We start from the raw sequence: 12774 nt of genomic DNA, 5'->3' as shown, positions 1-12774 counted from the left end.
ACTCCTCGTTATCGAATCAGACCATATTCACGGGCCTGCTCTTCCGTCAATATAAACTGCTCATTCTCCCATACTTCATCCTCTTCTTTTACCCCAAATGACTTGCTCACTTTATTCCATATCCCTTTTTTGACAGCTTCGCCTTGTGTAATGATTATTTTCACTGGTCCTTTCGTTCCTCCGGTTCCGCGAATATTTGGAACGTCACGCCATACTTATCAACAAGAGAACCGTATGCAGGGCTGAAGAACGTAGCCTGTAGCGGCATTGTTACTTGACCGCCGGAGCCTAGCGCCTCAAAGATTTGCTTTGCCTTTTCGCTATCGTTAATCGTAATACAGACCGTAACTTGATTCCCACTCTGACGCGACTGCCCGGGAAAAGTGTCGGAGAGCATCAAGCTTGATTCACCGATTTTCAATAAAGCGTGTGAAACAAGCCCTTTTGCTGAATCAGGCAGTGGAAAATCAGGATTTGCTGGCATATCTCCAAAGGTTTGAATCGCGAACAACTCAGCATCGAGCGCCTTTTGGTAAAAGTCGATAGCCTCCTTGGCATTTCCGTTCATTACGAAATAAGGTACCAGTTGCATTGTCATCACAATCGTCTCCTATCGTTTTTAAATTTCTTTACTAAATACTGTCCATATTTTTACCTAAATCATTCCTCTTCAACCCATCTATTTTCGGGTAGTACTTCGTTACTAATGTGACTAAACGCCGGCTTAAAGTTATAATGGATAATAAGGTAACTACTTCCATTCCATTGAGGTGATAAAATGAAGATTACATATTTGGGGCATTCTTGTATCCACCTGGATACGGGAAAACATCAATTGATCATCGACCCGTTTTTAACGGGGAACCCTACTGCTGCCGCAGCCGAAAGCGAGATTAGGGCCGATTATATCCTGTTAACTCATGGGCATTCCGACCATATTGGAGATGCGGAAATCATTGCCAGACGTACAGGCGCTCCAATAATCGCCATCGTTGAACTAGCCTCCTATTTCGCGAATGCCGGCCTACAAACTGTAGGGATAAATTTGGGCGGCTCCCTATCTCTTCCGTTCGGTTCTCTGAAATGGGTGCCCGCACTTCACAGCTCATCCTTACATCAAAATGGCATTAGCCTGTATTTAGGGGTTGCCGCGGGAATCGTACTCGACATTGAGGGACTTCGTATTTATCATGCTGGCGATACGGCCCTGTTTAGCGATATGAAGCTGATTGGTGCCCAGCGACCGATTGACCTGGCATTCATTCCTATTGGCGATCATTTTACGATGGGACCAGAAGACGCCTTATTCGCCGCAGAATGGGTAAATGCCAAGCATGTTGTTCCTATCCACTATAATACATTTGACCTCATTCGCCAGGATGGAGAACATTATGTAACCGATCTGCTCAAAAAAGGAATTCAAGGCCACGCCTTAAAGCCTGGCAATACCCTCGATACGGCTGCTCTAAAGCTATAAGCCCTATCAGCAATCTGGCCTCCGCTCATTACAAACTTGTTTGAAGAGCTAGAGGCCAGATTTTTTCCCTATTGGTCTAATGCTAATCCGCTAATTCCTTTCCCTTTGTTTCTGTTCCAAGCCACAATACCGCTAAAGCACCCACCAATATTGTTACGAAAAAGATCCAGAATATCGACCCGATCTCCACCTGTCTAGCTACAAGCATCCCAACGAGATATGGAGCGATAATGCCGCCGATCCGCCCAAAGGATGCCGCAAGGCCTCCCCCCGTTGATCGAACGCTTGTAGGGTAAAGCTCCGGCGTATAAGCGTACATGCCTCCCCATGCACCAAGATTAAAAAAGGACAAGCAGATTCCTGCTGCCATCAGCATTCCTTCCGTCGAGGCACTGCCAAACCATGCAGCGCTGGCTGCAGTAAGCAGTAAATACAACACCAGGACAAACTTGCGGCCGAATTTCTCTATGAAATAAGCGGCCGTAAAATAACCGGGAAGCTGCGCGAGCGTCATAATCAGCACATACTCAAAACTTTTAACCAAGCTGAAGCCTTTCAAGACCATAACCGAAGGAAGCCATAAGAACATCCCATAGTACGAAAAGACGACCGTAAACCATAACACCCATAACATGATTGTAGAACGTCTATGATCGGATGACCAAACAGAGGCAAGGCGCTTGCGGAACGTTGGAGCCGTTTCTTTCCGGGAGGCCTGTGCCTTGAATCGAATCGGATCCTCGATTGATCTGCGTAAATATAACGCATAGAATACAGGAAGTGCTCCAATCACAAAGGCTGCCTGCCATCCGTAATTCGGAATCACAAAATACGAGATCAGAGCTGACGCGATCCAGCCACCAGCCCAGAAGCTTTCCAGCAGGACAACGGCCCTCCCCCGTTCTTTTGCCGGAACCGACTCCGACACGAGCGTAGAAGCAACCGGTAGCTCACCACCTAACCCAAATCCAGCGATAAAGCGCAGAGTACATAAGATGGTAAAGCTGGCCGCTAATGCAGACAATCCGGTAGCTACTGAAAAAATAAGCAATGTCCAAAGCAAAACGGCTTTACGTCCGAATCTGTCGGCCAGGATACCAGCTGCTGCAGCTCCAAGAGCCATGCCGACCGAGTTTATACTCGTGAACAAGCCGGTTTGCTGTGGACTCAAGCTCCACTCCTTAGCGAGTGCTGCTGCAATAAATGAGATAATACCGATATCCATGGCATCAAACATCCAGCTCATACCGGCACTGAACAACAGCTTGCGCCGTTTCGAACCGTAAGACATTTCCGTCTCCGTCACACTCAAGCGATCGCCCCCTTATCTAACTTTTTTCATATATCTTTCCTTAAAAGGGGGGTATCCATGCTAGGTCATCATACCCCGGTCATTTTTTCGGATACTGCTGTTTCGGATCATAAATACAACGACAAGGATCAACAGGAATCCTATATAGGAAAAAATAAGCTTTCGCACGCTCATCCCTGGAAATACAATCGGTGCGCTCAAAATTCCATACAGCCAAATCCCCGACAAATTGCCGATCAGATTCGACCAGGCATAGGATTTGGACTTCATATCAGATATTGCCGACATAAATGAAATAAGATTATTGGGCATAATCGGAATCGTCCGCAGGAAAATGACCGCCCAAACTCCATAACGGTCCAGCCCTCTCTGCCATTTCTCATACTTCTTTAATCGATGCATCCATTTACGGTTAACCCAATCCGTGAAAAAGTATCTGCATAACCAATAAACTACCTGCCCGGCTATCGTTCCGGCGATCCAGCTGGCCAGCAAACCGTTCTTGATTCCAAGCAGGGAAATATGAAGCATTACCACAGTGGCAAACGGGAAAAAACCAATCAAACCCTGAAGCAAGGCCAGCGGAATCGTCAGCACTAATATGTAAAAGCCGCTAAGTTGCGTTGTTTCGAGAAACCATTTCGATATTTGCTCTATCCACTCATTCAACGTATCTTTTCCCCATTCAAAAGATGAAATTAGACCCTTTTGCCTAAAATAACAAGATCTCGTTCAATCCCGTCCAAATTGGCGACACGAGGCAGATGTGCCCATCTTTCGAACCCGAATTTTTTTTCAAGTAAAGCCAAACTCGGCTCATTATGAGCAAATACAAACCCGAGCAGCGTTTGAACCTGAATATTTGGGCAAGTGGCAATCGCCTTGTTCATTAAAATACTTCCGATGCCACAGTTCCTATACTCTTCGGTAATGTAAATACTAATTTCCGCAGTGGCGTTATATGCTGGGCGGTCGTAAAAAGACTGAAAGCTAAGCCATGCTGCCACCCTGCCATCTACTTTCATCACCCATAAAGGACGAAACTCGGGAGAATGCTCCTTAAACCAATTTATTCGGTCTTGCACGGTAACCGGCTCCAAATCCGCCGTAACCATCCGCCCAGCAATCGTTTCATTATAGATGGAGACAATTGCCTCCAAATCGTTAATCTCTGCATCTTCAATCGTATACTCAAAATTCTGTACCATACGCCATTTACACTCCCTTATCCTGTGATTAAATTGTCTCGTGTTTGATCGTAATGTAATGTTCCACAGTCGGAAAAGGATCATAAAAATGGTGGAGAAGAGCTTTCCACTCTTCATATTGGGGCGACTTTCTAAAGCCGACTTCATGCGCCGCAATAGATTCCCATCGAACCAGCAAAATGTACTTATTTTCTGTCTCGACGCACTTATGTAGTTCATGACTGATATAGCCCTTAATTTGTGCGATCAGCTTCGAAGCTTTGCGGAAATTGCTTTCGAAATCATTGATCATGCCAGGTTTAACCTGCAGCTGAGCCACCTCAAGAATCATTCTCATCATCCCCTTCGTTCAACTGATTATAGCACGGACTTAGCGCTTTATGAATCCATATCGCGGCTATCGATCCTTCTCCCATGGCTACGGTGACCTGTTCGGCATGAACGCCGACATCTCCAGCTACCCAGAGGCCTTCCACATTCGTCTTTCTACTTCTCGGGTCCGCCTCAACATGACGGTTAGCGCTAACCTTTACGCCCAACTGCTCTGCCAACTCGGAATGAACCTCATTACCGCCAAAGGCGATAAATCCCCGCTCAGCTTCAAACTGACGGCCGTCATTCATAACTATGGAAGAAATTTGTCCGTCATGAGCTTGATTCACTTGTTTGATAATTCCTTCCCCGTATTTAACCCCTTTTTTCTTCATTAGAATCTGCAGCCGCTCCGAAATTGGTCTTTGCTCATGATTGATATACGTCAAGTCCTGTGTCCGATCAGCTAATATCATTGCCATATTCGCTCCCGTCTCTCCGGCACCCATAACGATAGTTTTGCGTCCTTGAACTTCGTAACCATCGCAATCAGGACAGACGTAAACGCTGATTCCAAGCGTTGGTACGAGCCCGGGAAGCTCCGGAAAGCGATCCAGTACGCCCGTTGCAAGCAGCAGCGTTTTCGAAGTATAGGTACGCCCGTTTTTTCCCTCAAGACAGAAGAGGTCTTCTCTTTTCTCCGCCATTTGGATCAGATCCCGGGCAAACTGGACTCCGAAGCTTTCCGCCTGCCTTCTCCCTCGTCTGCGAAGCTCTTCGCCGGAGATCCCCTCCGGATGGCCAAGTAGATTGTGATATTCCCTGCAGAGCGTGGACCTGCCGTAACCCGCATCAATGACCAGAATGTGATGCTTTGAATACCGGCCTAATTGAATGGCAGCCTGTAAACCGGCAATTCCGCCCCCGACGATAATGCAATCATAAACCATATACAAACATCACTCTCTTTCCTCGTGTTCTAGAATTTCGGCTTCAAAGGACCCAACCTGGTAGATGCATACTCATCTTCAAGCGAGGATAATGTAACCATAAGGAGGTGTAATTTCATGGATAAATTCCTCGTCAAGCTGCTCGGTAACGGAGTTATCGTATTTGGCTTGATCCTGCTGATGAGTAATGCAACCCTTTTAGGTGCGTTTCTGACAGCTATAGCGTTGTCTATCTTGGCCTATTTATTCGGAGACTTATTTGTCTTGCCCCGCACAAATAATGCCGTCGCCACCTTAACAGATGGAGTTCTCGCTAGCCATCATACAAACTAAAGAAGCCTTTTGAGCGAAAAACCGCGCTCTAAAGGCTTCTTTTTGTAGGAATTCGCCTATCCACCTAGAACGACGCGATCATCAGACAGTTTGTGTCCACTGATCCGTTCAAATTCTCCGATTAGACGTTCCATCGTTAAATCACGTTTCTTTGCTCCGTTTACATCAAGAATAATTCGACCGCCATCCATCATGATCAGACGGTTGCCGAGACGTATGGCTTGCTCCATATTATGGGTCACCATTAAGGTCGTCAAATGAAGCTTGCTCACGATGTCCCGGGTCAGCTGCGTTACGAGTTCTGCCCGTGCAGGGTCTAAAGCCGCTGTATGCTCGTCTAGGAGCAAGATTTGCGGCTCGGTAAACGTCGCCATCAAGAGGCTGAGCGCCTGGCGTTCCCCGCCGGACAACGTGCCAACCTTAGCCTGCAGCCGATTCTCGAGTCCGATGCCGAGCCTGCTGAGCTCACTTTTGAACAGTGCCCTCTGTTTGGCGCCTACACCAAACCGCAATCCACGCCGCTTGCCTCGGGAATAAGCCATCGCTAAATTTTCCTCAATCGTCATATGCGGAGCCGTACCGGCCATAGGGTCCTGAAATACACGCCCGATCCAGCGGCTTCGTTTGAACTCCGGAAAATGGCTAATATCTACGCCATCAATACACACTTCCCCGGCATCCGGCTTAATAACACCGGAGATCATGTTCATGAGTGTTGATTTACCTGCACCATTACTGCCGATTACCGTAACAAAGTCACCTGGTTCCAGATGCAGGTTTACATCGATAAGTGCGATTTTCTCATCAGGCGAACCAGGGTGAAAAAGTTTGGACACATGGGAAAGCTGCAGCATCAGAATCCACCTCCCGCACTACGCCGATGCGAAAAGACTTCGATCTCGGCGGCCCTTCTGCGAGCCATACTTTTCTGCTTCCAGCTGCGGCGAATCGAGGGTAGCACCAACGCGATAACGACGATAACCGCGGTAATCACCTTCAAATCCGTCTGCTCCAGCCATTCGATACGAAGGGCGAAAGCGACGACGATACGATAAACGATGGAACCTAGTACTACCGCAAGCGTTGCCCAGAACACGGTTCTAGCTCCGAAAATCGCCTCGCCGATAATAACTGAAGCCAGCCCGATCACGATCATGCCAATACCGGAGGAAATGTCGGCGAATCCGGATTGCTGGGCAATCAAAGCCCCGGACAGAGCGACTAGCCCGTTAGATAAGCTAAGTCCGAGAATAATGGTATGATCGGTGTGCGCACCGAAGCTACGGATCATTCGCTGATTGTCCCCGGTAGCCCGAAGAGCGAGCCCAAGATCGGTCCGCAGAAACAAATCAAGCAGCAGCTTTATTATGATGACCATGAACGGCATGATTACCAGCGGCGAAACCGAGGTGAACAAAGTATCCACTCCAAGCAAACCAACATTAGGTTTGCCCATAATGCGCATGTTAATGGAATATAAAGCGATCATCATGAGAATCCCGGATAGCAGGCCGTTGATTTTGCCTTTTGTATGGATCAGGCCGGTAAGCGCCCCAGCGAGCACGCCTCCCAAAAAAGCCGCGATCGTAGCAATCCAAGGGGATGTGCCTGCGCTTATCATGACGGCAGCAATGGCCCCTCCGGTCGTAAAGCTACCGTCCACTGTCAAATCCGGGAAATCCAGAATCCGAAACGTAATATAAACACCGAGCGCCATGAGTGCATACAGTAATCCCGATTCAACCGCTCCAAGCAATGAATTTAACATGTTGATACCCCCTCAAAATTTAGGAGCTTGGATACGTTTTATTTGAGTATATTGTTTTCCTGATCTTTGACCTGTTCCTTCATGGCATCAGTAACTTCAATGCCCTGTTCAGCAGCTGCCTTCAGGTTCAAAATAACGTCGAGCTTGTCAGGAACCGTCACTTTCATATCGCCAACCTTTTTCCCATTCTTCAATACGTCTACTGCCATTTGGCCCACCTGATAGCCATGATCAAAATATTTAAAACCTACTGTCGCAAAAGCGCCTTTCTCGACAGTATCACGATCACTCGAGAAGAAAGGAAGATCATTTTCGTTTGCGACCTGAATGACGGTGTTTACGGCTTCCACAACCGTATTATCCAGGGTGATATAGAGAGCATCCGCGCGTCCAACTAAGGATTCCGCCGCCTGCTTCACTTCCGAAGTATTGGTTACGGAAGCCTTCACGAGCTTGATCCCATGTTTTTCAAGTGCCTTTTCGGCGAGATTCGTCATGACTACGGCATTCGGCTCCCCTTGGTTAATGACAACCCCAACGGTTTTGACGTCCTTGAAGTTTCCAGCAACAAAATCCATCAGTTTAGAAATGGCCTCAGGATTCGTATCGGAAGCGCCCGATACGTTGCCGCCTGGATGATCAAGGTTGCTAACGACTTTAGCGTCCAGCGGATCGGTCACAGCCGCGAATAAGATCGGCGAATTTTTGACCTGCTGCACGACGGCTTGAGCCGGAGCGGTTGCGATCGCGAGTACGAGATCGTACTTCTCGCCGGCTATTTTTTGCGCAATCGTCATATTATTGGTCTGATCCCCTTGCGCGTTGCTGTAATCTACCTGCAAATTATCACCCTCTACGATCCCCGCATCTTTCAATGCCGCGAGGAAGCCTTCACGAGTTGCATCGAGCGAAGGATGCTCTACAATTTGCGAAATTGCAATTTTGTATTTAGCCTTCTCCCCACTCTCCCCAGTTGCCTGAGCATTACTTGATTTGGTTCCCCCGTTGTTTGTGGTGTTACCGCACCCAATAACACTAAGGAGTAAAAGAGACACCGCGAACAAAAATCCGATTTTTTTCATGAACACTTCCCCTTTCATAAATAATAATATTGACTCGTGCTTTAAAGCGCATTCTCATTAACGCTTTTATAGATGAAAGTCTTAAAGCGTTAAGATGTGCGTTTTCTTGTCCCTCAGGATTTGAAGTATTAGTCCTATATTAAGGGGTGGTCAATTATCCGTCAATAACCTATGGGCAGAAATTTCGGAAAAATAAAGCTCTCCCTAAAAAGAAAACCAGAAAAAGTTTCCGACTTTTTCCGGCTCGCTATTTATTGATTCAACATTCATTTTTTGCTGCTGATAAAAACATGCTTCGCTTGAATTCCATCAGGCCCCAGTTCAAGCAATCCAAAGCTGTACCTAGCTTCCCGCCGTTTGTCGGTCGGTGAACCCGGGTTAAACAGCAGCAGTCCGTCTTTCCGTTCCATAAAGGGCTTATGGGAATGTCCAAACAGCACGGCGTCAAGCGGCTTGCCCGCAAAAGCCATCCGTGCATTTTGCTCGGCGCTTTTCCAAACATTCGGCAGATGCCCATGGATTAAACCGATTCGTCTGGAACCAAATTCGAGCACTTTTTGATACCCAAAACGCCTAATGATCTCGGCTCCATCGTTGTTGCCAGCTATTCCATCGACCGGAGCGAGCCTGGACAATTGCTCATATACCTCAAGGGAAGTCCAGTCTCCCAGATGAAGTATCAGATCGCAAGCTTTGAAGCTTTTGATCAAGGCTTGCGGAAGCTCAGCCCCGCGGCGCGGCATATGCGTGTCTGAAACGACGCCAATTTTCATACTACGTCACCCTCGCTCATTAAATTCCCAAACCTTATTCTCGTTAAGAGATCCTAATTTCAGTCTAACACGCATTACCGGCCCCCGTCATGAGCAATTGTGGCCGCTACAGCTCGTGTTAATGGTTCACTGCTGTAACAAGTATACTCTAGCCTCATAGGGACGAAGTCTTAATTGATGCAGATTTTCTTTTCCTTCATCCACCTCATAATTACTGATGAGCAACTTTGCCTGATGGGCGTTCAGCTCTTCAGGCAGTTCGAATAGTGGCTCCCTCTCAAAAAAGTTCAGCATTACGAGCAGCTGCTGGTCCACTAACGTTCGCGTATAGCCGTATATTTCGGGATGTGAAGGCATAATCAGCTTGTACTCACCGTAGACAAATACATCATACTGCTTACGGAGCTGTATTAATTTGCGGTAATAATGATAGATGGAGTCTGGGTCCTGCTGAGCACTTGCTACGTTGATCTCCGTGTAATTGGAGTTCACCTGAATCCAGGGGGCTCCGGTCGTAAAGCCGGCCTGCTCGCTCATATCCCACTGCATCGGCGTACGGGCATTGTCCCGGCTTTTCAGATGAATCGACCGCATGATTTTATTTTCCGGTACCCCGCTTTGAATTTGTTCTGTATAGTAATTGAGCGTCTCCACATCCCGGTAGTCATCAATCGACGGAAAAGCCACGTTGGTCATGCCGATCTCTTCCCCTTGGTAAATGTAAGGGGTCCCTTCAAGGGTGTGAATGAACGTGGCCAGCATCTTCGCCGACGGCACCCGGTAGCGCGTATCGTTCCCGAAACGGGAAACCGAACGCGGTTGGTCGTGATTGCACAAGTAGTTGGCATTCCAGCCCCTACCGTGCAGCACGGTTTGCCAGTTGCTCATAATCTCTTTAAGCTCCTGCAGCTTCCATGGGACGATATCCCATTTTCCGCTGCCCGATGAGGCCGCATCGAGAAACATATGTTCAAACTGAAACGTCATGTGCAGCTCCCGTCGATCATCACCCACATAGCAAAGCGCCTCCTCGGGACCAAGGCCCGATGTCTCCCCGACCGTCATAATATCGTGAGTGTTAAGAACATTGTCGTACAGATCCTGCAGCAAGGTATGTACATGATCCAAGTTGGAGAACATCTCATAAGCCCGAACTGTCGGTGTCAGGTGCGGATTTTGGGCATCCGGAAGCCCTTCCGCCTTTACGATATGAGCAATGGCATCAAAGCGGAATCCGTCTACACCCTTGACCAGCCACCATTTGACCATATCATGAAGCTGATCGACGACGGCCTGGTTTTCCCAGTTCAAGTCCGGCTGATGCTTAGAATACAGGTGCAAATAGTACTCATCTGTCTGTTCGTCATATTCCCAAACGGAACCGCTGAAATACGATTCCCAGTTGTTCGGCGGCCCACCGTTTTTCCCCTTCCGCCATATGTAATAATCCCGCTTGGAGCTATCCCGGGACTGTCGCGACTCAAGAAACCACGGATGCTCGTCGGAGGTGTGATTGAGCACCAAATCCATCATCAGCTTCATCCCGCGCGCGTGCAAGCCTTCCAGCAGCTCATCAAAGTCTTCCATCGTACCAAATTGAGACTTTATACCGCAATAATCGCTAATATCGTATCCATTATCATGACCCGGCGATTTGTAAATGGGACACACCCAAATGACCTCCACACCCAAGTCCTGCAAATAATCAAGTTTAGATATGATGCCGCGCAGATCTCCGATCCCATCCCCGTTCGAGTCCTTGAAGCTGATCGGATAAATTTGATAAACGACGCTCTCCTTCCACCATTTCCGGTTCATCCTTGCCATCTCCTCTAATGCCTAATGTCATGTCCAACCTGCATAGTATAACTATTAACAGCGAGGGTGAATTGTATAACTCGTTCCTTGGAAGCTCTCGCCATCCATCATTAAATGTATTTAGTGCAGCTATTCTGAGCCAATAACAGATTTCTGCATTTTTAACTGCATTTTGTGCATCTAAAATGGATCATTTCGGAACAAAAGGGTTTATATGTTTCTTTTAACTGTACTTTCTGCAATTAAATGCTTAAAACATCCAAACAGACGTTATTTAACTGCACTAAATACATTTAGTAGTGGTTAGTTCAACTTATATAGATAACAGTGGAATCTACGAAAAATTCAGTCTTATGATAACCTTCTTCACTTGTTGATCTACACATCTACGAATCACATGTAAGCACCTCGTTCGCCTTCGCCAGAAAATAATGTTGTATAATAGTAGTGAAAGGATGAATGATTTATGCAATTATTTTCAGAAAATAGCTCCACAACCCCAGCGCCGCTATCCCGGTCACGAAGACTCCGTGCGGCGCTCATTCTAGGCAGCTTGTCGGCCTTCGGCCCGCTCTCGCTGGACATGTACCTGCCCGCCTTGCCGAAGCTGGCGGGCGATCTGCACACGAGCGCCTCGGTCGCGCAGCTCAGCCTAACGGCCTGCCTGCTTGGCCTCGCGCTCGGCCAATTATTCATCGGCCCGCTCAGCGATGTTCGCGGGCGGCGCATGCCGCTGCTCGTCTCACTCGCCGCTTATGGCATCAGCTCACTGCTGTGCGTGTTCGCTCCATCGGCCTGGCTCCTGATTGCGCTGCGCTTCATCCAGGGCCTGTCCGGCTCAGCCGGAATCGTGCTTTCGCGTGCCATTGTCCGCGATATGTACTCCGGCACCGAGCTGACGAAATTTTTCTCGCTGCTTATGCTGATTAACGGCGCGGCGCCGATTCTCGCGCCAATCTTTGGCGGGCAGCTGCTGAATTTCGTTTCATGGCGCGGCGTGTTCGTTACGCTTAGCCTGGTTGGCATCGTGATGATGCTGTCCGTTCTGCTCGGTCAGCCGGAAACGCTGCCCAAAAATCGGAGACAGTCCGGCGAGCTGAAGGAGACGCTGCTGACGTTTCGCCGTCTGCTCAGCGACCGCCTGTTCATCGGGTACTGCCTCGCTCAAGGACTTGTATCCGCCGGGATGTTTGCTTATATATCAGGCTCTTCATTTGTACTCCAGAACATTTACCATGTTTCCGAGCAAACCTACAGCCTGATCTTTGCCATGAACGGAGCGGGCATTATCGTGGCAAGCCAAGTTACCGGGCGGCTGGCAGGACGTCTGAAGGAAACTATTTTGCTGCAATCCGGTCTTCTGCTAGCAGCCGTTTCGTCTATTGCCCTCTTTACCGCAATTGTCAGCGGCGGCAGCATTGCTCTTATTCTCATCCCGCTCTTCTTTGTCGTTTCCTGTGTCGGCATCGTGGGAACATCCAGCTTCACGCTTGCTATGCAGAGCCAAGGGCAAAATGCCGGCAGTGCCTCTGCCCTTCTCGGGCTACTGCAGTATATCCTTGGGGCAGCGGTGGCCCCCCTTGTTGGCCTTGGAGGAGATCGAAACGCGCTTCCGATGGCACTGGTAATGGTTATCGCCGAGCTTGGCGCGGTCATTTGTTATGTAATGATGGTTCAGAGCAAAAAACATGCTACAGCTAAAGAAAGTGGAGAAAGCGTACAAGTATAAGGTGTTTTACAG

15 protein-coding genes are annotated in these 12774 nt (G+C 48.2%); 3 read left to right on the top strand and 12 right to left on the bottom strand.

All coding sequences use genetic code 11. The features are described from left to right. Positions 1–8: 8 nt before the first annotated feature. Together ACFQ3W_RS20110 and ACFQ3W_RS20105 are read right to left on the bottom strand one after the other, a co-directional pair. Positions 9–164: a hypothetical protein gene (locus ACFQ3W_RS20110; protein ID WP_379321024.1), complete on the bottom strand. Its 156-nt coding sequence runs from the start codon at positions 162–164 to the stop codon at positions 9–11. Continuing rightward, on the bottom strand, positions 161–598 hold the full coding sequence (locus ACFQ3W_RS20105; protein WP_379321023.1) for a VOC family protein: 438 nt from the start codon (positions 596–598) through the stop codon (positions 161–163). Before ACFQ3W_RS20105 ends, ACFQ3W_RS20110 begins: the two co-directional genes overlap by 4 nt. 180 nt (positions 599–778) lie before the next feature. Between ACFQ3W_RS20105 and ACFQ3W_RS20100 the strand changes: the two genes are divergently transcribed. Further along, complete coding sequence (locus ACFQ3W_RS20100; protein ID WP_379321022.1) at positions 779–1477, top strand: metal-dependent hydrolase; 699 nt, start codon at positions 779–781, stop codon at positions 1475–1477. A gap of 82 nt (positions 1478–1559) precedes the next feature. Here ACFQ3W_RS20100 and ACFQ3W_RS20095 read toward each other — a convergent pair whose 3' ends face one another. The 5 genes from ACFQ3W_RS20095 to ACFQ3W_RS20075 all read right to left on the bottom strand — a co-directional run bounded on the left by ACFQ3W_RS20095 (position 1560) and on the right by ACFQ3W_RS20075 (position 5259). Continuing rightward, positions 1560–2768, bottom strand: a complete 1209-nt coding sequence (locus tag ACFQ3W_RS20095; RefSeq protein WP_379321088.1) for an MFS transporter — start codon at positions 2766–2768, stop codon at positions 1560–1562. A gap of 81 nt (positions 2769–2849) precedes the next feature. Then, positions 2850–3458: a TVP38/TMEM64 family protein gene (locus ACFQ3W_RS20090; protein WP_379321021.1), complete on the bottom strand. Its 609-nt coding sequence runs from the start codon at positions 3456–3458 to the stop codon at positions 2850–2852. Between the two features lie 29 nt (positions 3459–3487). Beyond that, positions 3488–3997, bottom strand: coding sequence for a GNAT family N-acetyltransferase (locus ACFQ3W_RS20085; protein ID WP_379321020.1), 510 nt, complete (start codon positions 3995–3997; stop codon positions 3488–3490). 28 nt (positions 3998–4025) lie between these two features. Next, entirely contained in the window at positions 4026–4328 is a 303-nt protein-coding gene (locus tag ACFQ3W_RS20080) for an antibiotic biosynthesis monooxygenase family protein (protein ID WP_379321087.1), read from the bottom strand. Then, complete coding sequence (locus ACFQ3W_RS20075; RefSeq protein WP_379321086.1) at positions 4318–5259, bottom strand: NAD(P)/FAD-dependent oxidoreductase; 942 nt, start codon at positions 5257–5259, stop codon at positions 4318–4320. The genes ACFQ3W_RS20080 and ACFQ3W_RS20075 overlap by 11 nt, the downstream gene beginning before the upstream one ends. A 117-nt stretch (positions 5260–5376) precedes the next feature. On the opposite strand from ACFQ3W_RS20075, the gene ACFQ3W_RS20070 reads away from it, so the two are divergent. After that, entirely contained in the window at positions 5377–5592 is a 216-nt protein-coding gene (locus tag ACFQ3W_RS20070) for a DUF2512 family protein (protein ID WP_379321019.1), read from the top strand. A 56-nt stretch (positions 5593–5648) separates the two neighbouring features. Here the strand turns inward: ACFQ3W_RS20070 and ACFQ3W_RS20065 are convergent, their stop codons facing one another. The 5 genes from ACFQ3W_RS20065 to ACFQ3W_RS20045 form a co-directional block, all read right to left on the bottom strand. Beyond that, a complete protein-coding gene (locus tag ACFQ3W_RS20065; protein ID WP_379321018.1) occupies positions 5649–6446 on the bottom strand; it encodes an ABC transporter ATP-binding protein in 798 nt (265 codons plus the stop codon). Beyond that, positions 6446–7360: an ABC transporter permease gene (locus ACFQ3W_RS20060; RefSeq protein WP_379321017.1), complete on the bottom strand. Its 915-nt coding sequence runs from the start codon at positions 7358–7360 to the stop codon at positions 6446–6448. Before ACFQ3W_RS20060 ends, ACFQ3W_RS20065 begins: the two co-directional genes overlap by 1 nt. Before the next feature lie 38 nt (positions 7361–7398). Further along, positions 7399–8442 carry an ABC transporter substrate-binding protein gene (locus ACFQ3W_RS20055; RefSeq protein ID WP_379321016.1) on the bottom strand — a complete coding sequence of 348 codons (1044 nt, stop codon included), beginning with the start codon at positions 8440–8442 and terminating at the stop codon, positions 7399–7401. A 266-nt stretch (positions 8443–8708) separates the two neighbouring features. Then, entirely contained in the window at positions 8709–9215 is a 507-nt protein-coding gene (locus ACFQ3W_RS20050; protein ID WP_379321015.1) for a metallophosphoesterase family protein, read from the bottom strand. 126 nt (positions 9216–9341) lie between these two features. After that, on the bottom strand, positions 9342–11033 hold the full coding sequence (locus tag ACFQ3W_RS20045; RefSeq protein WP_379321014.1) for a glycoside hydrolase family 13 protein: 1692 nt from the start codon (positions 11031–11033) through the stop codon (positions 9342–9344). A 466-nt stretch (positions 11034–11499) separates the two neighbouring features. Here ACFQ3W_RS20045 and ACFQ3W_RS20040 point away from each other — a divergent pair, with 466 nt between their 5' ends. Then, entirely contained in the window at positions 11500–12762 is a 1263-nt protein-coding gene (locus ACFQ3W_RS20040) for a multidrug effflux MFS transporter (protein ID WP_379321013.1), read from the top strand. Positions 12763–12774: the final 12 nt, after the last annotated feature.

The sequence above is a fragment of the Paenibacillus puldeungensis genome, assembly GCF_042678945.1.
In the GTDB taxonomy this organism is placed as follows: Bacteria; Bacillota; Bacilli; order Paenibacillales; family Paenibacillaceae; genus Fontibacillus; species Fontibacillus puldeungensis.
Note: the sequence above shows the minus strand (reverse complement) of the source record. Positions and strands in the feature narration are given on the sequence as shown.

Bases quoted from the DNA above. Each gene is read 5' to 3' on its own strand.
- ACFQ3W_RS20050 (WP_379321015.1), bottom strand. From the start codon at position 9,215: ATGAAAATTGGCGTCGTTTCAGACACGCATATGCCGCGCCGCGGGGCT.
- ACFQ3W_RS20060 (WP_379321017.1), bottom strand. From the start codon at position 7,360: ATGTTAAATTCATTGCTTGGAGCGGTTGAATCGGGATTACTGTATGCA.
- ACFQ3W_RS20045 (WP_379321014.1), bottom strand. From the start codon at position 11,033: ATGAACCGGAAATGGTGGAAGGAGAGCGTCGTTTATCAAATTTATCCG.
- ACFQ3W_RS20080 (WP_379321087.1), bottom strand. From the start codon at position 4,328: ATGATTCTTGAGGTGGCTCAGCTGCAGGTTAAACCTGGCATGATCAAT.
- ACFQ3W_RS20105 (WP_379321023.1), bottom strand. From the start codon at position 598: ATGACAATGCAACTGGTACCTTATTTCGTAATGAACGGAAATGCCAAG.
- ACFQ3W_RS20070 (WP_379321019.1), top strand. From the start codon at position 5,377: ATGGATAAATTCCTCGTCAAGCTGCTCGGTAACGGAGTTATCGTATTT.
- ACFQ3W_RS20040 (WP_379321013.1), top strand. From the start codon at position 11,500: ATGCAATTATTTTCAGAAAATAGCTCCACAACCCCAGCGCCGCTATCC.
- ACFQ3W_RS20065 (WP_379321018.1), bottom strand. From the start codon at position 6,446: ATGCTGCAGCTTTCCCATGTGTCCAAACTTTTTCACCCTGGTTCGCCT.
- ACFQ3W_RS20075 (WP_379321086.1), bottom strand. From the start codon at position 5,259: ATGGTTTATGATTGCATTATCGTCGGGGGCGGAATTGCCGGTTTACAG.
- ACFQ3W_RS20095 (WP_379321088.1), bottom strand. From the start codon at position 2,768: ATGTCTTACGGTTCGAAACGGCGCAAGCTGTTGTTCAGTGCCGGTATG.
- ACFQ3W_RS20100 (WP_379321022.1), top strand. From the start codon at position 779: ATGAAGATTACATATTTGGGGCATTCTTGTATCCACCTGGATACGGGA.
- ACFQ3W_RS20085 (WP_379321020.1), bottom strand. From the start codon at position 3,997: ATGGTACAGAATTTTGAGTATACGATTGAAGATGCAGAGATTAACGAT.
- ACFQ3W_RS20055 (WP_379321016.1), bottom strand. From the start codon at position 8,442: ATGAAAAAAATCGGATTTTTGTTCGCGGTGTCTCTTTTACTCCTTAGT.